The organism is Rhodovastum atsumiense (assembly GCF_937425535.1).
GTDB classification, from domain to species: Bacteria; Pseudomonadota; Alphaproteobacteria; order Acetobacterales; family Acetobacteraceae; genus Rhodovastum; species Rhodovastum atsumiense.
The window spans coordinates 1627297-1646251 of sequence record NZ_OW485601.1; the positions used below are offsets into that span (position 1 = coordinate 1627297).

16 protein-coding genes are annotated in these 18955 nt (G+C 71.6%); 12 read left to right on the top strand and 4 right to left on the bottom strand.

The window, feature by feature from the left end; genetic code table 11:
* Positions 1-113: 113 nt before the first annotated feature.
* From NBY65_RS07240 to NBY65_RS07250, 3 genes are all read right to left on the bottom strand, one after another.
* Positions 114-815 carry a hypothetical protein gene (locus tag NBY65_RS07240; RefSeq protein ID WP_162530458.1) on the bottom strand — a complete coding sequence of 234 codons (702 nt, stop codon included), beginning with the start codon at positions 813-815 and terminating at the stop codon, positions 114-116.
* Positions 816-969: 154 nt separating this feature from the next.
* Complete coding sequence (locus NBY65_RS07245; protein ID WP_150039908.1) at positions 970-1503, bottom strand: hypothetical protein; 534 nt, start codon at positions 1501-1503, stop codon at positions 970-972.
* A 165-nt stretch (positions 1504-1668) separates the two neighbouring features.
* On the bottom strand, positions 1669-2676 hold the full coding sequence (locus NBY65_RS07250; RefSeq protein ID WP_150039906.1) for an adenosine kinase: 1008 nt from the start codon (positions 2674-2676) through the stop codon (positions 1669-1671).
* 115 nt (positions 2677-2791) lie between these two features.
* Between NBY65_RS07250 and NBY65_RS07255 the strand changes: the two genes are divergently transcribed.
* The 3 genes from NBY65_RS07255 (at position 2792) to NBY65_RS07265 (ending at position 4831) form a co-directional block, all read left to right on the top strand.
* Positions 2792-3457, top strand: coding sequence for an EI24 domain-containing protein (locus NBY65_RS07255; RefSeq protein WP_162530457.1), 666 nt, complete (start codon positions 2792-2794; stop codon positions 3455-3457).
* A gap of 463 nt (positions 3458-3920) precedes the next feature.
* Positions 3921-4442 carry a bactofilin family protein gene (locus tag NBY65_RS07260; RefSeq protein ID WP_203330412.1) on the top strand — a complete coding sequence of 174 codons (522 nt, stop codon included), beginning with the start codon at positions 3921-3923 and terminating at the stop codon, positions 4440-4442.
* A 29-nt stretch (positions 4443-4471) separates the two neighbouring features.
* Positions 4472-4831 carry a hypothetical protein gene (locus NBY65_RS07265; RefSeq protein WP_150039903.1) on the top strand — a complete coding sequence of 120 codons (360 nt, stop codon included), beginning with the start codon at positions 4472-4474 and terminating at the stop codon, positions 4829-4831.
* A 27-nt stretch (positions 4832-4858) separates the two neighbouring features.
* On the opposite strand, the gene NBY65_RS07270 is transcribed toward NBY65_RS07265, so the two are convergent.
* A complete protein-coding gene (locus tag NBY65_RS07270) occupies positions 4859-7144 on the bottom strand; it encodes an NADP-dependent malic enzyme (protein WP_150039901.1) in 2286 nt (761 codons plus the stop codon).
* A gap of 291 nt (positions 7145-7435) precedes the next feature.
* Between NBY65_RS07270 and mutS the strand changes: the two genes are divergently transcribed.
* The 9 genes from mutS to NBY65_RS07315 all read left to right on the top strand — a co-directional run bounded on the left by mutS (position 7436) and on the right by NBY65_RS07315 (position 18899).
* Positions 7436-10105 carry a DNA mismatch repair protein MutS gene (gene mutS, locus NBY65_RS07275; RefSeq protein WP_239002713.1) on the top strand — a complete coding sequence of 890 codons (2670 nt, stop codon included), beginning with the start codon at positions 7436-7438 and terminating at the stop codon, positions 10103-10105.
* The gene (locus NBY65_RS07280) at positions 10102-12933 is read left to right on the top strand and encodes a [protein-PII] uridylyltransferase (protein WP_150039899.1); all 2832 of its coding nucleotides are present in this window, start codon (positions 10102-10104) and stop codon (positions 12931-12933) included. The genes mutS and NBY65_RS07280 overlap by 4 nt, the downstream gene beginning before the upstream one ends.
* Before the next feature lie 217 nt (positions 12934-13150).
* The gene (locus tag NBY65_RS07285; protein WP_150039897.1) at positions 13151-13927 is read left to right on the top strand and encodes an SDR family oxidoreductase; all 777 of its coding nucleotides are present in this window, start codon (positions 13151-13153) and stop codon (positions 13925-13927) included.
* A gap of 4 nt (positions 13928-13931) precedes the next feature.
* Positions 13932-14366 carry a dihydroneopterin aldolase gene (locus NBY65_RS07290; protein WP_150039895.1) on the top strand — a complete coding sequence of 145 codons (435 nt, stop codon included), beginning with the start codon at positions 13932-13934 and terminating at the stop codon, positions 14364-14366.
* Between the two features lie 299 nt (positions 14367-14665).
* Positions 14666-16576 carry an excinuclease ABC subunit UvrC gene (gene uvrC, locus NBY65_RS07295; protein ID WP_150039893.1) on the top strand — a complete coding sequence of 637 codons (1911 nt, stop codon included), beginning with the start codon at positions 14666-14668 and terminating at the stop codon, positions 16574-16576.
* 179 nt (positions 16577-16755) lie between these two features.
* Positions 16756-17346 (top strand): CDP-diacylglycerol--glycerol-3-phosphate 3-phosphatidyltransferase, encoded by a 591-nt coding sequence (pgsA, locus tag NBY65_RS07300; protein WP_150039891.1) that lies wholly within the window; start codon positions 16756-16758, stop codon positions 17344-17346.
* A gap of 212 nt (positions 17347-17558) precedes the next feature.
* Complete coding sequence (locus NBY65_RS07305; protein WP_150039889.1) at positions 17559-18149, top strand: hypothetical protein; 591 nt, start codon at positions 17559-17561, stop codon at positions 18147-18149.
* A 19-nt stretch (positions 18150-18168) separates the two neighbouring features.
* Complete coding sequence (gene moaD / locus NBY65_RS07310) at positions 18169-18435, top strand: molybdopterin converting factor subunit 1 (protein ID WP_203330411.1); 267 nt, start codon at positions 18169-18171, stop codon at positions 18433-18435.
* A gap of 2 nt (positions 18436-18437) precedes the next feature.
* The gene (locus tag NBY65_RS07315) at positions 18438-18899 is read left to right on the top strand and encodes a molybdenum cofactor biosynthesis protein MoaE (protein WP_203330410.1); all 462 of its coding nucleotides are present in this window, start codon (positions 18438-18440) and stop codon (positions 18897-18899) included.
* The last annotated feature ends 56 nt before the right edge of the window (positions 18900-18955 follow it).

Genomic DNA, 18955 nt, shown 5'->3' on the forward strand with positions numbered 1-18955 from the left:
CATGCGGCAAGAGCCGTCGCGAAAGGGTTCCCCCGCGACGGCCCGCCAAGCTCTGGCCCCCAGATAGTGGATCGGGACGCGATTTTCGAGTCCCGATCCGGCAGCTCAGATCATCAGCGCGGGTATCCCGGCGTGCCGACCGTGGGCTCGCCCGTCCCCGCCCCTCCGCCCGGGCCACCGATGCCGCTGCCGTCGGCGCCCATGCCGCCGCCCGGACCGATGCCGGCGCCACCGCCCGCCCCGAGCGCGCCGCCCCCGACCGGGCTGCCGGTGTCGGCGGGTCCCAGGCCGGCCCGACTGCCGCCTCCCGCTTCCGTCCCCCCGGACACGGCCAGCACCTGGTTGATGATGCGGTTGGCCCCGGCGAGGTCGCCGCGGCCCAGCGCCTGGCGCGCATCGGAGAGCTGCTGGACCAGCGGATCGGCGACCGGCTCGGCCGCGAGCGAGGGCGCCACCGCGCGGTCGAGCAGACGCGTCTGCGCCCGTTCCAGCGCTTCCTGGGCGGCGCCGGTGCGGCGCTGGGTGATCGCGGTCTGGGCCGCCCGCAGGTATTGGTCGGGATCGGCGTCGGTGCCGACACGGGGGGTGGGCAGGCGCTGGGCCTGGGTGCTGTGCACGTCACCCGTGCCGGTATTGCTCGACCGGTTGCTGCGCGGCGCGGTGCCGCCGGTCCAGGCGCCGCTTCCCTGATCCTGGAGCCCGGTGCCACTGCCGGACGGGGAGGCGTTGCCCAGCCCGGGCGAGGTCGTCTGGGCGTAAGCGCCCCCCACGGCCAGCCCCAGCAGGGCCGCCGAGGCAAGAAGCAGATTGCGCATCTGGCATTCTCCCTTGCGAGTGCGATGCGCCCGCCTGCAGGCGGGCGCGTCACCCCCCCAACGACCAGAGCGCCGAAACGGTTCACCCGGACATGTCACGGCGTCGCGAACCGGGCCTCCGGCATGCATCCGACGAAGGCCCGGGCCGCTGTGGCTACTGACCTGTGCCGGCCGGCTCGCCCGCGGGAACGGGGGTGGCGGACCCACTATAAGGCTGCTGCATGCCACCCGCCGTGCCGGCGGCACCACCGGCGCCCAGGGCGCCATCCTCGGTCCCGCGCATATTATCAGGCATGTTATTGGGCATGCCCGGGCCGCCCTGCGGCATGGCCGATGCGGCCGGGGCCGGGTTCATGCCGGTGCCCCCGCCCGCCGCGAGCGCCTGGTCCACCTGCTGGCTGGCACCGTTGAAATCGCCGCGTCCGAGCGCCTGCCGGGCCGCCGTGATATTCTCGATCATCGGGCTGGCATCCGGCTGGTCGGCGGCCGATCCCACCACCGAGCGGTCGAGCAGGCGGGTCTCGGCCCGCTCCAGCGCCTCCGAGGCCGCGGCGGTACGATGGTGTTGCAGGGCGTCCTGCGCGTTGCGCAGCAACTGCTCGGGGCTGGCGTCGCCCGCGCGCTGTGCCGACACGCCACCTGCGGTCAGCGCGAGCAGCGCGACCGAAGCGAGAAGCACTTTGTGCATTCGGCGTTCTCCCGTGAAAGCGTCGCCGGACCCGGGGAAATTCACCCGGGTCCGGCAGACAGGGAACGCCGAAACGCCTCGATGGGTTCTGATACAGTCTGAAACAACGTCCGGGCGAACGGCACGCACCGGCGGGGACCGGGACGGGCCCGGCCCCCCTGGCCATCAATCCGCCAGCGCCGCCATCTCACCGGCCAGTTCGCGCTGCGGCCGGGCGCCGTAATGGCTGATCACCTCGGCTGCGGCGATGCTGCCCAGCCGCGCGGCGGCAGCGAGCGAGCGCCCGGCCGTGTAGGCCGCCAGGAACCCCGCGGCATAGGCATCGCCCGCGCCGGTGGTGTCCACCACCTCGGTCGGCACCGCCGCGGCGGTCACCGTCTCGGCGCCGCGCAGGATCACGCTGCCGGCCTCGCTGCGGGTCAGCGCCGCCAGCGCCACCTCGCCCCGCACCGACGCGGCCGCCGCCTCGAAGCTGTCGCACTGGTACAGGGCGCAGATCTCGGCCTCGTTGGCGAACAGGATGTCCACATGCCCGGCCACCAGCTCGCGGAAGCCGTCGCGATGGCGGTTCACGCAGAACGCGTCCGACAGTGACAGCGCCACCTGCCGCCCCGCCGCATGCGCCGCGGCGGCGGCCTTGCGGAAGGCCGCCTGCGCCGCCGGCGGATCGAACAGGTAGCCTTCCAGGTAGGTGATGGCCGACTCCGCCACCAGCGCCGCGTCCACCTCGTCCGGCCCGAACGCCACGCAGGCACCCAGATAGGTGTTCATGGTGCGCTGCCCGTCCTGCGTCACCGCGATCAGGCAGCGTGCCGTGGAGGCTCCGCCCGCCAGCGGCGGGGTCGGGAAATGCACGCCCGCCGCGGCGATGTCGTGGCGGAACACCTGGCCGAGCTGGTCGTCGGCCACCCGCCCGAGGAACGCCACCCGCGCGCCGAGCGCCGCGGCGACGGCGCAGCTGTTCGCCACCGAGCCGCCGCTGCTCTCCTGGCCAGCCGGCAGGTCGGCATAGAGGCGCTCGGCGGTCGCTTCGTCGATCAGCGCCATCGCGCCCTTGTGCATGTCGTGCTTCGAGAGGAACGCCTCGTGCACCGGCGCGACCACATCCACGATGGCGTTGCCGATGCCAAGGATGTCGAAGCGGGCCTTTCCGGCGGGCGCGGAACTTGTCATGTGCTGCAGGATCTCCACGGGCGGGGTCGCGCCCCGCCTATCACCCGCCCCCCTGCCCCGCAACCCGCGCCCCCGCAACCCGCCCGCCCGGCCCCCACACTCACCGGAGTTCATCATGACGCTGCTGCTGCCCCCGATCCGCGCCGTGTCCCAGCTCGACGACCCGGTGTTCCTGGGCGTGGTGCTGCGCAGCATCGCCTGGGCCGTGCTGGCCTTCGCGGCGGTGGCGGGGCTGCTGGCCTGGGCCGGGCACGAGGCCGGGCAGAGCTGGGGGCCGAACTGGGCCGGCTGGCTCGGCTATGCCGCCGGCCCGGTGGGCGGCGGGCTGCTGGCGCTGTTCCTGTTCCTGCCGGTCGCGACCGTGATCGCGAGCCTGTTCGTCGATCGCGTGGCCGACGCGGTGGAACACCGCTACTACCCCGCCATCCCGCCGGCCCGCCCGGCCGCCCTGAGCGTGCAGATATGGGACGGCATCGCGCTCGGCGCGCGGGTGCTGGCGCTGCAGGTGGTGGCGCTGCTGCTGTCGCTGCTGCTGCCTGGAATCGGTCTGGTGCTGGGCTGGCTGATCGCCGCCTGGGCGATCGGCCGCGGGCTGTTCGTGGCGGTGGCGATGCGCCGCATGGACCGGGACACCGCCACCGCGCTGTACCGGCGCCAGCGTGGGGCGGTGATCGTGCAAGGGGGCCTGATGGCGGCGATGGGTGTGATACCGCTGCTCAACCTGCTCGCGCCGGTCCTGGGCACGGCGGCGATGGTGCATGTGCTGCACGCCCGCGACTGATACCCGGTTCGGCTTCCCCCATGACACGATCATGGCACGCACCGAGCATTGACACCCGATCCGGCCGCGCCATGGCCCAATATCGGTGGCGCCGGAGATGGAAAGAGGTAATGCAATTGTGTGCCTGTTTCTCCGAACCGGCTGCAGTCCAGTCATGATTGCAACGCAGTGCTCGTTCCAGCACTCAATCCATCTTCACGTCCTGGTTGTTCGCCCGCGCACCACTGTGATAGGCCAACGGCGCCAACGTTCACCCGAGTGAATCGGAGCCCTCGTGTTCAAGCGCCGCAAACCCGATGAAGCCCCGGCTGCCGAGCCGACCCTGAATGCCCCGGCCAGTGGGCAGGACCAGGTGCGCCCGGCCGGAAACGCGGCCCCCGGACCGGACGACGCGACGCGTTCGACCGATTCCGGCCTCGGTGTTCCCCCGTTTCGCCCTGCTCCGCCGAAGGAGGCTCCGCCCATGAGCCGCGCGCCGTTCGCCGCCAATCCCACTGCACCCGTCGGGATCCAGCCGCAGCCGCAGCCAGGGTCCGGCGTGCCACGCCCCGGCATGGCCCCGGTGCGCCCGCAGGTGCGTGAGCCGACCGAGCGCCGCACGCTCGTGGTCGGCCGTGGCATCTCGCTGCAGGGCACGGTGCAGGATGCCGAGCGCCTGGTGGTCGAGGGCACGGTCGAGGCCTCGATGATCCAGGCCGCCGAGTTGGTGGTCTCCCCCGGCGGCGTGTTCAAGGGCGAGGTCGAGGTCGAGGACGCCGAGGTCGCCGGCACCATCGACGGCACCCTGACCGCGCGCGGCAACCTGATCCTGCGTGCCAGCGGCAAGCTGCTCGGCACCGCCCGTTGCCGCCGCCTGCAGGTCGAGGACGGCGGGCAGATCAGCGGCCGCATGGAAATGCTGACCGACCCCGCCCCGGTCTCGCCGCTTCGTACCTCGGCGCCGGTGCCGGCTGCCGCCCCGACCGCGTCCATCGAACAGGACTGAGCGGGACGTTTCGCGCCGCAGCGCTGGGGGTGGCGCTGCTGGCCCCCGCCTGCGTGTCCGCCCCGCCATCGGCGGAGCGGACCTCCGCCCCTGCGGCGCCCCCGCCACAGCGCCCCCCGCCCGCCGCCACCCAGGACCTGATCGGCGCCTCGGCGGAGGACCTGTTCGCCATGTTCGGGCGCCCGGCCTTGCGCCGGCGCGACGGCCCCGCCGAGGTCTGGCTGTACGTGGCGGGCGTGGAGTGCCGGCTCGACCTGATCCTGTTTCCTGACAGCGACGAACCCCGCGTGGCCCATGCCGCCTGGCGACGGGCGGCACGGGTCAGCGAACGCACCTGCCTGCACCGCCTCGATCCCGGCAGCGGGCAGGGCCTGCCCGCCAGGGGATGACGCCGCCCCCGGCGGGCGCAGACGATCTCAGCGTTGCAGCGTCTGGTGCGCGGCGAGAGTGGCGATGTCGACGATCTGGCTGACCGTCGCGTCCATCGGCACCAGTTGCGCCGCGTGCGACAGGCCCATGATCAGCGGCCCGATCGTGCCGCCCCCGCCCAGCCGTGGCGCCAGCCGCGAGGTGATCAGGGCCGAGTGCAGCCCCGGCATGATCAGCACGTTGGCCGGCCCGGTCAGGCGGCAGAACGGGTAGAGCGCCCGGTAGGACTCGTCGAGCGCCACGTCGGGGCTCATCTCGCCGTCATATTCGAAGTCCACGCCGCGGCCGTCGAGGATGGCCACCGCGTCGCGAATGGCATTGCCCGCCGCCGAGATCTGGCTGCCGAAGGTCGAATAGGACAGCAACGCCACCCGGGGCTCGTGGCCGAGCCGGCGTGCCGCCGCCGCGGCGCCGACGGCGATGTCGGCGAACTGCTCGGCCGAGGGGCGGAAATGCACCAGCGTGTCGGCAATGAAGATGGTGGCGCCACGGATGCCCACCATCAGCGTGAGCCCGAAGGCGATGCCGCCGGGGGCGGGATCGATCGCCCGGCCGATATCTTCAAGGCAGACCGAGGTCGCACGGGTCAGCCCGGTGATCATCGCATCGGCCTCGCCGGTCGCGACCATGCAGGCGGCGAAGACGTTGCGGTTCTGGTTGACCAGGCGCTGGCAGTCGCGCAGCAGCAGGCCGCGCCGCTGCTGCCGCTGGTACAGGAAGTCGGTGTAGCGGGCGGTGGATTGCGACAGCCGGGCGTTCAGGATCTCGATGCCGTTGCCATCGCCCAGGCCGAGCGTGGCGAGCGTGGCGCGCACCCGGTCTTCCTGCCCGATCAGCACCGGCGTGCCGTAGCCGGCGTTGCGGAAGGCCACCGCCGCGCGGACGATCTTCTCCTCCTCGCCCTCGGCGAACACTACCCGGCGCGGCTCGGCGCGCACGCTTTCCATGATGGCGTCGAGCGCATTGGCGGTGGGGTCGAGCCGGCCGGACAGCTCGCGGGCGTATTTGCGCAGGTCGGTGATGGGGTGGCGCGCCACACCGGAGTCCATGGCGGCCTTCGCCACCGCCGGCGGCAGGCGGCTGATCAGCCGCGGATCGAAGGCATTGGGAATGATGTAGTCAGGCCCGAAGCGCAGCCGGTTGCCGGCGGCCGCGGCGTTCACCTCGTCGGGCACGTCCTCGCGCGCGAGCTGGGCGAGCGCCTGGGCGGCGGCGATCTTCATGCGTTCGTTGATGGTGCTCGCCCGCACGTCCAGCGCGCCGCGGAAGATGTAGGGGAAGCCGAGCACGTTGTTGACCTGGTTGGGATAGTCGCTGCGGCCGGTGGCGATGATCGCCTCCGGGCTGGCGGCGCGCGCCGCCTCCGGGGTGATCTCCGGATCGGGGTTGGCCAGGGCGAAGATGATCGGCCGGGCGGCCATGCCGCGCACCATCTCCTGGGTCAGCGCCCCCTTCACCGACAGGCCGAAGAACACGTCGGCACCTTCCAGCGCCTCGGCGAGCGTGCGCGCGCTCGTTGTGGCGGCATGCGCGCTCTTCCACTGGTTCATGCCCTCGGTGCGGCCCTGGTAGACCACGCCCTTGGTGTCGCAGAGCAGGATGTTCTCCTGCCGCATCCCCAGGGCCTTGAGCAGTTCCACCCCGGCGATCGCCGCCGCGCCGGCGCCGTTCACCACCAGCTTCGTGCGGGCCAGGTCGCGCCCGGTCAGGTGGCAGGCATTGATCAGCCCGGCGGCGGCGACAATCGCGGTGCCGTGCTGGTCATCGTGGAATACCGGGATGTCCATCAGCTCGCGCAGGCGTTGCTCGATGACGAAGCACTCCGGTGCCTTGATGTCCTCGAGGTTGATGCCGCCGAAACTGGGGCCGAGATAGCGCACGCAGTTGACGAATTCGTCGATATTTTCGGTGGAAATGCAGAGGTCGATGCCATCGACATCGGCGAAGCGCTTGAACAGCGCGACCTTGCCTTCCATCACCGGCTTGCCGGCGAGCGCCCCCAGGTTGCCCAGGCCGAGCACCGCCGTGCCGTTGGACACCACCGCGACCATGTTGCCCTTGGTGGTGTAGTCGTAGGCCGCCGCCGGATCGCGATGGATGCGCAGGCAGGGTTCGGCAACGCCCGGCGAATAGGCGAGCGAGAGATCCCGTGCCGTGGTCAACGGCTTGGAGATCCGCGTCTCCAGTTTGCCGGGCCGACCCGAGGCATGCAGCGCCAAGGCCTCCTCCGCCGAAACGCGCGCCGTGCGCGGATCGGAGCTGCCATTGGTCATGACTTTTATTCCTCCTGCGAGCCGAACGTGCCGGCCCGCGCATCATGGCGGCATGCCGCCAGAGGGGGAAGTCGCACGCGTGTCGGCACGCAATGGTACCGAGGCATCCGGACGCATTCCGGCATTTCCGCCATGCACCGGGAGCAGGCGCGACGGCAACGGTTGCCGGCTTTGCGGCGGGTTGCCGAAGCTTTGACAAGGCCATAAGTTTCACATGAACCGGCAGAAAGGATCCGGCGGCACGGCCCGAGCCCTCCTCTGCTCGCACTCCCGACCGTGATTGGCTACACCATGGCGATGCCAGGCCCCGCCCGCTCCCCCGCCGCCGAGGGCGCCACGCCCGCCATGGCGCAGTGGTTCGCCGCCAAGGCGGACCATCCCGATGCGCTCGTGTTCTTCCGCATGGGCGATTTCTACGAATTGTTCTTCGGCGACGCCGAGGCCGCCGCTGCCGCGCTCGACATCGCGCTGACCAAACGCGGCGAGCATGCCGGGGAACCGATCCCCATGTGCGGCGTGCCGGTGCATGCGGCCGAAAGCTATCTCGCCCGGCTGATCCGTCGCGGCTTCCGCGTCGCCGTCGCCGAGCAGATGGAAGACCCGAAGACCCGCACCGGCAAGACGCCGATCCGCCGCGAGGTGGTGCGGCTGATCACCCCCGGCACGCTCACCGAGGAAGCGCTGCTGGAGCCCGGCCGGCCCAACCTGCTGCTGGCGCTGGTCCCGACGGAGGGGCGCATCGGCGCCGCCTGGCTCGATGTCTCCACCGGCGCCTTCGAAACCCAGGCGCTGCACGCCGACGCGCTGCCCGCCGCGCTCGGCCGCATCGATCCGGCCGAGATCCTCGCCCCGGCCGTCCTGCCGCTCGGCGAATGGGAAGGGCGCCGCGCCCCGGAGCAGCGCGCCACCCCCGCGGCGGTGGCACGGCGGCGGCTGGCCGAGACCTTCCATGCCGCCAGCCTGGACGCCTTCGGCAATTTCTCCGATGTCGAGGCGGTCGCGGCGCTGCAGGCGCTCGACTACGTGCGGGCCACCCAGGCGGGCAAGCTGCCGCTGCTCTCCCGCCCCGCCCCGCTCGGCGAGGCCGGGCGGCTGGAACTGGATGGGGCCACCCGGGCAAGCCTGGAGATCCTGCGCGCGCGGGACGGCGGCACCACCCACACCCTGGTCGCCGCGGTGCAGCGCACCCTCACCGCCGCGGGGGCGCGGCTGCTGGCGGAGTGGCTGGCCGCGCCGCTGACCGACCCCGCCGCGATCGGCGCCCGCCAGGAAAGCTGGGCCTGGCTGCTCGTCAATCCGGCGGCGGCCACGGCGTTGCGGGCGGCGCTGCGCCGGGCCCCGGACATGGCCCGCGCGCTGGCCCGGCTCTCGCTGGGCCGCGGCGGACCGCGCGACCTTGGCGCCCTGCGCGACGGGCTCGCCGCCGCGGCGGAGGCCGAGGCGGCGCTCGAGGGCACGCTGCCGGCGCTGCTGGCCGAGGCCCGCGCGGCCCTGCCCGTCGCCCCGGCGCTGCGCGCCGAACTGAACGCGGCCCTCGCCGAGCCGGTGCCGGCGCGGCTCGAAGACGGCGCCATCGCCACCGGCTTCGATGCCGAACTGGACGCCGAACGGTCGTTGCGCGACGACAGCCGCCGGGTGGTGGCGACGCTGCAGCTCGACTACGCACAGAAATACGGTGTCGCCAGCCTCAAGATCCGCCACCATGCCCAGCTCGGCTACGTCATCGAGGCACCGGCCGCCGCGGTCGAGAAACTGCGGGCGCATCCCGACCTGACCCTGCGCCAGGGCATGGCGAACGGCGCCCGCTTCTCCTCGCCCGAACTGTCCGACCTCGACCGCCGCATCACCGAGGCGGCCGATCGCGCCGCCGTCCGCGAGCGCGCGGTGTTCGCCCACCTGGTCACCGCGGCGCTGCACGAGAGCGAGGTCCTGGCCGGGTGCGCCGCCGCCCTCGCCTTGCTGGACGTCGCCCAGTCCGCCGCCGCCCTCGCCGCCCCCGGCACATGGTGCCGTCCGGAGGTGACCGACACGGCGGCGTTCCAGGTCACGGCGGGGCGCCATCCGGTGGTCGAGGCGGCGCTGGCGGGCACCATCGCCTTCGTGCCGAATGACTGCGACCTCTCGCCCGGGCGGCGCGTGCTGCTGCTGACCGGGCCGAACATGGCGGGCAAGTCCACCTACCTGCGGCAGAACGCGCTGATCGTGGTGCTGGCGCAGGCGGGGCTGCCGGTGCCGGCGACCGCGGCACGCATCGGCGTGGTGGACCGGCTGTTCTCGCGCGTCGGAGCCTCCGACGACCTCGCGCGCGGGCGCAGCACCTTCATGGTGGAAATGACCGAGACCGCCGCCATCCTGCACCAGGCCGGCCCGCGCAGCCTGGCCGTGATCGACGAGATCGGCCGCGGCACCGCCACCCTCGACGGGCTGGCGATCGCCTGGGCGGTCCTGGAAGCGCTGCACAATGCCGCCCGTTGCCGGGTGATCTTCGCCACCCACTTCCATGAACTCGCCCGGCTCGAGGGCGAACTTGCGCATCTCGCGCCGTACAGCATGCGGGTGAAGGAGTGGAAGGGAGAGGTGGTGTTCCTGCACGAGGTCGCCGCCGGCGCGGCGGGACGGAGCTGGGGCGTGCATGTCGCGCGGCTGGCCGGCGTGCCGGCCCCGGTGGTGCGCCGTGCCGGCACCCTGCTGGCCGCGCTGGAGCGCCGCGCGGGCGACCTGACCGATGCCGGCGCGCTGCCGCTGTTCGCCGCGGCCACCCCGGCGGCCGCCGAGCCGGAGCCCCGCCCGCCCGCCACACCAGAAACCTTGCCGCCCGCCGACCCGTTGCGAGAGGAACTGGCGGCGATCGATCCGGACTGCCTGACCCCCCGCGAGGCACTCGAGGCCCTGTATCGCCTCCGGGCACTGCTGCCCCCCGACAGCGTGCCTGTCACAGCGCGCATCGACCCGGTACAATGAAGACGATGTCCCCAACCGCTCATTTGGCCGACCCCGATCCTGCCGCGACCGCCCTGCAGGAAGCGCTGTCCGCCCTGGCAGCCGAGAACGCGGGCGTCGTGCCGCGCGAGGCCGCCCTTGCTGCCTTCCGTCGCCACCTGGCGCGCATCCAGAACCATGTGCGCGACACGTTCGAGCAAGGCGGCACCTCGGGGCTGGGCGCGGCGCGCCGGCTGGCATCACTGACCGACGGGCTGATCGGGGCCCTGCACGATTACGCGCTGTCGCTGCACCCGCCCGCCGCGGCGCAGTCCAACGGCATCGGGCGCCTCGCCCTCGCCGCCACCGGCGGCTACGGCCGCGGCGTGCTGGCCCCGTTCAGCGACATCGACCTGCTGTTCCTGACCGCCGACGAACCGAGCCCCTCGGTGCTGCGCAGCGTCGAGTTCATGCTGTATTTCCTGTGGGACCTCGGGCTCAAGGTCGGCCACGCCACCCGCTCGGTCGCCGACTGCCTGACCGAGGCGAACGGCGACGCCACCATCCGCACCTCGCTGCTGGACGCCAGGCCGATCGCGGGCGACGCGGTGCTGTTCCAGGAATTCGCCACCCGTTTCCGCACCGCCTGCGCCGAGGCGGGGGCCGCCACCTACATCGCCGCCAAGCAGGCCGAGCGGGCCTCCCGCCACCGCCGCTACGGTGACTCCCCCTTCGTGGTGGAGCCCAACATCAAGGAAGGCCGCGGCGGGCTGCGCGACCTGCAGACGCTGTACTGGATCGCCCGCTACGTCTTCGGCACCAACATCATGGCCGAGCTCGCCGATCCCGCGGGCCCGGCCGGCGGCATCCTGACCGAGACGGAAGCACGGCTGGCGCGGCGGTCCTGGGACTTCCTGTGGACGCTGCGCTTTCACCTGCACTACGTCGCCGGCCGCGCCGAGGAACGCCTGACCTTCGACCTGCAGCCGGTGGTCGGCGCGCGCATGGGCTATACCCGCCACGGCCGCCAGGACGGGGTGGAGCGCTTCATGCGCCACTACTTCCTGACCGCCCGCGAGGTCTCCCGCCTGACCCATGTGCTGGAGCCGGCGCTGATGCGCGCCGCCCTCGGCCCGCCGGCGCTGGCGCAGGAGACCGACGCGCAGCTCGCTGCCGCCGGCTTCGTGCTCGCCGACGGGCAGTTGCTGAGCGCCAAGGGCCGCTCCTTCGATCGCGAGCCGATCCAGATGCTGCGCATCCTGCAGGTGGCGCGCGACCGCAATCTCCGGCTGCATCCCCTGGCCATGCGCGCGCTGATCCGCAACGAGCGCCGCGCCGTCGAGCTGCGCGACGACCCGGAGGCGGCGGCGCTGTTCATGGACCTGCTGTGCGGCCGCGAGAGCGAGCACCACCACGCCGATGGCGCGGTGTGGCTGAAGATCATGAACGAAACCGGCGTGCTCGGCCGCTTCCTGCCGGACTGGGCCCGCATCGTCGGGCAGATGCAGTTCGACACCTACCACGTGTTCACCGTCGACGAGCACACGATCGAGGCGATCCACGTGCTCAACACGCTGGAACACGGGGAACTCGCGCAGATCGCGCCGGTCGCCTCCGACATCGTGCATAACCTGCAGTCGCGGCGAGCGCTGTACGTGGCGATGCTGCTGCACGACATCGCCAAGGGCCGCGGCGGCGACCATTCCGAGCTCGGTGCCGAGCTGGCGCTGGATGTCGGACCGTCGCTCGGGCTTTCGGCCGAGGAGACCGAAACGGTGTCCTGGCTGGTGCTGCACCACCTGCTGCTCAGCCAGACCGCGTTCAAGCGCGACATCGACGACCCCAAGACCATCCTCGACCTCGCCGAGGTGATCCAGTCGCCCGAGCGGCTGCGGCTGCTGCTGGTGCTGACGGTCGCCGACATGCGCGCGGTTTCGGCCAAGGTGTGGAACGGCTGGAAGGCAACGCTGCTGCGCGAACTGTATGCGCGCGTCGGCGAGGTGCTGGCGGGGGGGCTGGCCACCACGGAACGCGATGTGCGGGTGCAGCGCGCCAAGGAAGCGGCGGCGCTGCTGCTCGACGACTGGACCGCGGAGGAGCGCGAGCGCTTCCTCTCGCTCGGCTATGGCGGCTACTGGCTGGGCTTCGACCCGGAGACGCATGCCCGCCACGCCCGCATGATCCGCGACGCCGAGGCGCGCGGCGCGCCGCTGACGGTGGAAACCCAGCCCTTGCCGGCGCGCGCGGTGACCGAGGTCACGGTCTATGCCGCCGACCATGCCGGGCTGTTCAGCCAGATCGCCGGCGCGCTCGCCGTCGCCGGCGCCTCGATCGTGGACGCGCGCATCCACACCCTGACCAATGGCATGGCGCTGGATACGTTCTGGGTGCAGGATGCCGCCGGCGGCGCCTTCGACGCGCCGCACCGGCTGGCGCGGTTGTATGTGCTGATCGAGCAGGCGCTGACCGGGCGCATCAAGCTCGGCGCGGAGATCCGCAAGGCGTCGAAGGCGCTGCTCGGGCGGCGCATGCGGGCGATCCATGTGCCGCCGCGCGTGGTGATCGATAATCACGCCTCCAACCGCTACACCGTCATCGAGGTGAACGGCCGCGACCGGCCGGGCCTGCTGCATGACGTGACCTCCGCCATCAGCGATCAGGGCCTGCAGATCGCCTCGGCGCATGTCACCACCTATGGCGTGCGGGCGGTCGACTCCTTCTACGTGAAGGATGTGTTCGGGCTGAAGGTGGAGAACGAGCGCAAGCTGCAGAAGCTGCGCGAGGCGCTGCTGGCGGCGCTGGCCAATCCCGAGGACCCGCCGGCCCCGGTGCCGGCGCCGGCCAGGCGCAAGCGGGCGAACGCCGCCTGAATGAACGGGATCCAAGGGCCTTGTGGCCCTTGGTCGGTCCAGGGCCGAAGCCCTGGTGGGGCGCGGGGCAACGCCCCGCCAATCTGGCCGCCGGGGCTTCGCCCCAGACCCCACCAGGAGGCTTCGCCTCCTGGACCTCCACCAAGGGCTTCGCCCTTGGATCCCATTCATTCAGGCGTGCTTGTGGCCATGAAACCACCGGCGTAGAGCAGCGCGCATGTTCGCCATCCCCCCCGGCATTCCCCGCGCGGCCCTGGTCACCGGCAGCGCGCGTCGCCTCGGCCGCGCCATCGCCCTGGCCCTGGCCGATGCCGGCTTCGCCGTGGGCGTGCATTGCCTTGCCAGTTCCGAGGAAGCCGAGGCCACCGCCACGGAAATCCGCGCCCGTGGCGTCGCCGCCGCGGTGCTGCCGGCCGACCTCGCCGAGGAAGCGGCGGTGCGGCGCCTGCTGCCGGCGGCGACCGCCGCGCTCGGCCCGATCGGCGTGCTGGTCAACAACGCCAGCAGCTTCGAACGCGACGAATGGCACGACGCCACGCGCGAAAGCTGGGACAAGCACATCGAGCCGAACCTGCGCGCCCCCTTCGTGCTGATGCAGGATTTCGCCCGCGCCTTGCCGCCGGACGCGGACGGGGTGGTGATCAACCTGCTCGACCAGCGGGTCTGGTCGCTGACCCCGCATTTCGTCACCTACACCCTGTCCAAGGCCGGGCTGTGGACGCTGACCCAAACGATGGCGCTGGCCCTGGCTCCCCGCATCCGGGTGAATGCGATCGGGCCTGGCCCCGCCTTGCCCAGCCCCCGCCAGACCGAGGCGCAGTTCGCCCGCCAATGCGCCTCGGTGCCGCTCGGCCGCGGCACCGGCCCCGAAGAGGTCGCCCGCGCCGCCCTCGCCATCCTGTCGTTGCCTTCGCTGACCGGTCAGATGCTGGCGCTCGACGGGGGACAGCATCTGCAATGGAGCCCGGCGCACCCCGTGCCGCCCGAGGAGTAACCCGATGGAAACCCCCCGCATCGCCGACGCCGTTCGCGGGCTGCGCCACGTCTTCATCCGCGACATGGTGCTGCCGGCGCGCATCGGCGTGCATCCGCACGAGCACCACGGCTCGCAGCGCGTGCGCATCAACGTCGACCTCGCGGTGGAGGACGAGGGCGCGCGCGCGGCCATCGCCGAAGGGATGCCTGCCCTCTCCCGCTCCGCCGTCGGGCGCGACGAATTGCCGCGCGTGGTGGATTACGAGGCGGTCGCCAATGCCGTGCGCGCCATCGTCGCGGCCGGCCATGTCAGCCTGGTGGAAACCCTCGCCGAACGCATCGCGCAGGCATCGCTCGCGGATTCTCGCGTCCTGTTCGCTCGCGTGAGGGTCGAAAAGCTTGACGTGTTTCACGACTCCGTGAGTGTCGGCGTCGAGGTGGAACGACGTCGGCGCTGATTTTTGTCCACCCCCCGGCAGAGGCTGCAAGGATTCCAGGGACATGGCACGTCAAGGCCGCCGATTAATCGCACTGAAACATAAATAGCTTTGATTTTCAGCAGCTTAATGGTCCTGCATGGAATTTGGGCAATTTCGTGAAAGGCAGGGATTCCGCCGCCTTGCACATGTTGGCCGACAGCTTTCCCACAAAGTTATCCACAGGTTCGGTGGATCATTGGGATAATGGCGTGGCCGGTTCTGCCACCGAAAGCGACAGCCGCTTGAGAGGCGGGCAGCTTCTCCCCTAATGCCCTGACATGACCGCTCCGGACGAACAGGCCCCTCCCCCCGCGCGCGGCGTCGCCGTCATCGAGGCGGCGCTCACGACCATGCCGCTCGCCCCTGGCGTCTATCGGATGCTCGATGCCGGCGGAGAGGCGCTCTATGTCGGCAAGGCGCGCTCGCTGAAGAAGCGGGTGACCGCCTATACCCAGCTCGCCCGCCTGCCCGAGCGGCTGCGGCGCATGGTGTCGGAGACGGTGGCGATGGAGATCGTCACCACCCACACCGAGGCCGAGGCGCTGCTGCTCGAGGCCAACCTGATCAAGCGCCTCAAGCCGCGCTTCAACATCGTGCTGCGGGACGACAAGTCGTACCCCTGGCTGATGCTGACCGAGGACCACGACTTCCCGCAGATCGCCAAGCATCGCGGCGCGCGCACCCGCAAGGGCGGGTATTGGGGGCCTTTCGCCTCGGCCTGGGCGGTGAACGAGACGGTGACGGCGATGCAGCGCGTGTTCCTGCTGCGCTCCTGCGCCGACACGGTGTTCGCCAACCGCTCGCGCCCCTGCCTGCTGTACCAGATCCGCCGCTGCTCGGCCCCCTGCGCGGGGCGCATCGACCGCGATGGCTACGCCGCCCTGGTCGCGCAGGCGCGTGCCTTCCTCTCGGGCCGGCAGACCGCGGTGCAGCGGGAACTGGCCGCCGAGATGGAGGCCGCCGCCGAGGCCCTGGAATTCGAGCGCGCCGCCGCCATCCGCGACCGTATCCGCGCGCTGACCCATGTCCAGGGCACCGACGTCATCAATCCGGCGAGCCTGACCGATGCCGACGTGATCGCCGCCTGGCAGATCGCCGGCCAGACCTGCGTGCAGGTGTTCTTCATCCGCGGCGGGCGCAACAACGGCAACCGTGCCTTCTTCCCCGCCCACGCCAAGGCCGACGAAGCCCCCGAGGTGCTGGCCGCCTTCCTCGGCCAGTTCTACGACGACAAGCCGCCGCCGCCGCTGCTGCTGCTCAACCACGACCTGCCCGAGCAGCCCCTGATCGAGGAGGCGCTGCGCCTGAAGGCGGAAGGCTTCGGCACCGGGCGGCGGGTGGAGATCGCGGTGCCACGGCGCGGCGAGAAGCACGCCGTGGTCGCCCATGCCGAGCTGAACGCGCGCGAGGCGCTGGAACGCAAGCTCGCCGAGAGCGCCGGGCAGGCGAAGCTGCTGGAGGGCGTGGCCGAGCTGTTCGGCCTGCCCGGCCGCCCCGAGCGGATCGAGGTCTACGACAACAGCCACATCATGGGCGCCAACCCGTATGGCGTGATGATCGTGGCCGGGCCCGAGGGCTTCACCCGATCCGCCTATCGCAAGTTCTCCATCCGCGGCCCGGTCACGCCCGGCGACGACTTCGCCATGATGCGCGAGGTGCTGGAACGCCGCTTTGGCCGGGCCCTGCGCGAGAACACCGCCCCGGACGCCCCGCCCCCCGGCTGGCCCGACCTGGTGCTGATCGACGGCGGCGCCGGCCAGCTTTCGGCGGCACGGGCGGTGCTGAGCGACCTTGGGGCGCACGACGTGCGCCTGGTCGGCATCGCCAAGGGACCCGACCGCGACGCCGGCCGCGAGTGGTTCCACATGGATGGCCGGGCGCCGTTCCAACTGCCGCCACGCGACCCTGTGCTGTATTTCCTGCAACGCCTGCGCGACGAGGCGCACCGCTTCGCCATCTCCACCCATCGCGCCGGCCGCTCGAAGGCCCTGGTCACCAGCGAGCTGGACGAGATCCCGGGCATCGGCCCCGGCCGCAAGCGCGCGTTGCTGAACCATTTCGGCTCGGCGCGCGGCGTGAAGCAGGCGGGCCTGCACGACCTGGAGGCGGCCCCGGGCATCTCGCGAGAGATTGCCCGGCGGGTCTACGCGCATTTCCATCCCGGCGTGCGGGTGGAAGGCGCGGCCTGAGCCTGCAATCTGTCAAGGAGTGGCGCTTGTCGTGGCGGGTGAAGAACGCATAGAGGTTCAACCGGATGCCGGCGAAGGACATCCCGTTCCGGTTTGCCCCGCGCGGGTCGCATGACCGCCACCCTGCGACCCGCGACCAGGGCTGACCCGGCGGCGGTTTCGTCCTAGTGTGAGGAAAGATGCTGACCGATCTTCCCAACCTCCTGACCCTCTCGCGCATCGCCGCCATCCCGGTGCTGGTGGCGCTGGTGGCCGTGCGCACCCCCGCAAGCGATTTCCTGGCGTGCATCGTGTTCAGCGCCGCCGCCATCACCGACTATTTCGATGGCAAGCTGGCCCGCGAGCGCCGGCAGCTCTCCGATATCGGCCGCATGCTGGACCCGATCGCCGACAAGCTGCTGGTCGGCGCGGCGCTGATGATGCTGGCCGGCATGAACCGGCTGAGCTTCTGGGGACTCTACCCCGCGATCGTCATCATGCTGCGCGAGATCCTGGTCAGCGGCCTGCGCGAATACCTCGCCGGCATCAGCATCGGCCTGCCGGTCACGCGGCTGGCGAAATGGAAGACCGGCTTCCAGATGGGCGCGCTCGGGACACTGCTGGCCGGGGACACCAGCGCGGCGTGGCTGCATCTGTCCTGGCTGCCGGTCTCCGGCATCGGCGAGGCCATGCTGTGGGTCGCGGCGATCCTCACCCTGGTGACCGGCTGGGACTACCTGACCGCCGGCGTGCGCCACGCGACCACGCCCCGCGGCGCCGTCAGCAAGTGAAGGTCCGACTCGGGTGACGCCGCCCGGCCCGACCGGTGGGTCGGTCGGGATGGCCCCGCAACCGCCCGACAAGGCGGCCAATTGCGGCCTTGCCTCGCCCCGGGGACCGGTGCAATGCACATGACGCCTTGAAAATCAGGCCATTGCGGGGGCAGATTGGCCCCGACCGGGCGGTCGGACCGCCCATTCCCTTGCGCGACAAGGACAAACCCATGCGGCGCATCGTCCTGCCCGGCCTCGTTCTGCTTCTGGCGGGCTGCGAGAGCTATGCCGGCAGCCCTTTCGTGGGCTTCGGCGGCTTCATCGCTGACACTCACAGCTTCCAGGCCAACCCGAATCGCCCGGTCGGCGACAGCCCGAATGTCCTGCGGGTCGAAGGCCGGACCGCCGAGGTCGAGCCACTGACCCCCGAGGCAGGCAATGTCTGGCCTGGCCAGGCTCCGCCGGAACCGACGCTGCAGGACATCCAGCACCAGCAGAACCAGCAGGACCAGTCCGGCCGGCCGGAACAGCCCGCGCCGCGGCGCGGCAGTTCCACCCCGCCCGGGGCACAGCCTTCCATCACCGCGCCGCCGCCAGCCCAGGGCCCCACGATACCCCCCGATCTGCCGGCCAACCCACCGCCGTCGGTGCGCAGCTATCCCGCCCCCGGTGGCGCCGTGCCCGGCACCCAGACCGGCAATGGCGTGCAGACCTATACCGATCCCAAGGGCCAGATCGGCATCATCGTGCCCAACGCGAACGGCACGAGCACGATGATCGCGCCGGACGGCACGGTCACCACGGTCCCGAACCCACGCTGAACGACGACGTTGCACCGCCATGCCCCCTGGCACCATCCGCCTGCTCTATTTCGCCTGGCTGCGCGAGCGCGTCGGCACCTCTGAGGAAGAGCTGCCGCTGCCGCCGGACGTGGCCACCGTCACCGACCTGATCGCCTGGCTGCGCGGACGCAGCAGCGGCCACGAGGCCGCCTTCGCCGCTGCCCGCAGCATTCGCTGCGCGGTCAACCAGGATTTCGCCGACCCCGGCACGCCGGTCGCCGCCGGCGACGAGGTGGCGTTCTTCCCACCGGTGACGGGCGGGTGAGCATGGCCACGATCCGCATCCAGGACGCGGATTTCGACATCGGCGCCGAGATCGCGGCCCTGACCGCGGGTCGCGCCGATATCGGCGGCATCGGCTGCTTCGTCGGCACCGTCCGCGACAGCGCCGGCGGCCACCCGATCACGGCAATGACGCTCGAGCACTATCCCGGCATGACTGAACGGGCCCTCGCCGCCATCGCCGCGGAGGCCGAGGCACGCTGGAGCCTGCTTGGCTGCACGCTGATCCACCGCGTCGGCACGCTGACGCCCGGTGCGAACATCGTGCTGGTGCTGGCCGCCGCGCCGCATCGCCAGGCGGCGCTGGACGCGACCGCCTTCCTGATCGACTGGCTCAAGACCCGCGCGCCGTTCTGGAAGAAGGAACGCTTCGCCGACGGGGGCGAGCACTGGGTAGAGGCACGGGACGCCGACGACGCGGCGGCGGCACGCTGGGAAAGGACCTGATCCGGGGCGCTGCCCCGGCCCAGGCAGGAGGCTCCGCCTCCTGCACCTCCGCCAAG

Excerpts from the sequence above, each read along its gene's own strand:
- NBY65_RS07285 (WP_150039897.1), top strand. The coding sequence starts at position 13,151 with ATGTTCGCCATCCCCCCCGGCATTCCCCGCGCGGCCCTGGTCACCGGC.
- NBY65_RS07245 (WP_150039908.1), bottom strand. The coding sequence starts at position 1,503 with ATGCACAAAGTGCTTCTCGCTTCGGTCGCGCTGCTCGCGCTGACCGCA.
- NBY65_RS07290 (WP_150039895.1), top strand. The coding sequence starts at position 13,932 with ATGGAAACCCCCCGCATCGCCGACGCCGTTCGCGGGCTGCGCCACGTC.
- uvrC (WP_150039893.1), top strand. The coding sequence starts at position 14,666 with ATGACCGCTCCGGACGAACAGGCCCCTCCCCCCGCGCGCGGCGTCGCC.
- NBY65_RS07305 (WP_150039889.1), top strand. The coding sequence starts at position 17,559 with ATGCGGCGCATCGTCCTGCCCGGCCTCGTTCTGCTTCTGGCGGGCTGC.
- NBY65_RS07250 (WP_150039906.1), bottom strand. The coding sequence starts at position 2,676 with ATGACAAGTTCCGCGCCCGCCGGAAAGGCCCGCTTCGACATCCTTGGC.
- NBY65_RS07260 (WP_203330412.1), top strand. The coding sequence starts at position 3,921 with ATGAGCCGCGCGCCGTTCGCCGCCAATCCCACTGCACCCGTCGGGATC.
- NBY65_RS07270 (WP_150039901.1), bottom strand. The coding sequence starts at position 7,144 with ATGACCAATGGCAGCTCCGATCCGCGCACGGCGCGCGTTTCGGCGGAG.
- moaD (WP_203330411.1), top strand. The coding sequence starts at position 18,169 with ATGCCCCCTGGCACCATCCGCCTGCTCTATTTCGCCTGGCTGCGCGAG.
- NBY65_RS07240 (WP_162530458.1), bottom strand. The coding sequence starts at position 815 with ATGCGCAATCTGCTTCTTGCCTCGGCGGCCCTGCTGGGGCTGGCCGTG.
- NBY65_RS07280 (WP_150039899.1), top strand. The coding sequence starts at position 10,102 with ATGAAGACGATGTCCCCAACCGCTCATTTGGCCGACCCCGATCCTGCC.
- mutS (WP_239002713.1), top strand. The coding sequence starts at position 7,436 with ATGGCGATGCCAGGCCCCGCCCGCTCCCCCGCCGCCGAGGGCGCCACG.
- NBY65_RS07315 (WP_203330410.1), top strand. The coding sequence starts at position 18,438 with ATGGCCACGATCCGCATCCAGGACGCGGATTTCGACATCGGCGCCGAG.
- NBY65_RS07255 (WP_162530457.1), top strand. The coding sequence starts at position 2,792 with ATGACGCTGCTGCTGCCCCCGATCCGCGCCGTGTCCCAGCTCGACGAC.
- pgsA (WP_150039891.1), top strand. The coding sequence starts at position 16,756 with ATGCTGACCGATCTTCCCAACCTCCTGACCCTCTCGCGCATCGCCGCC.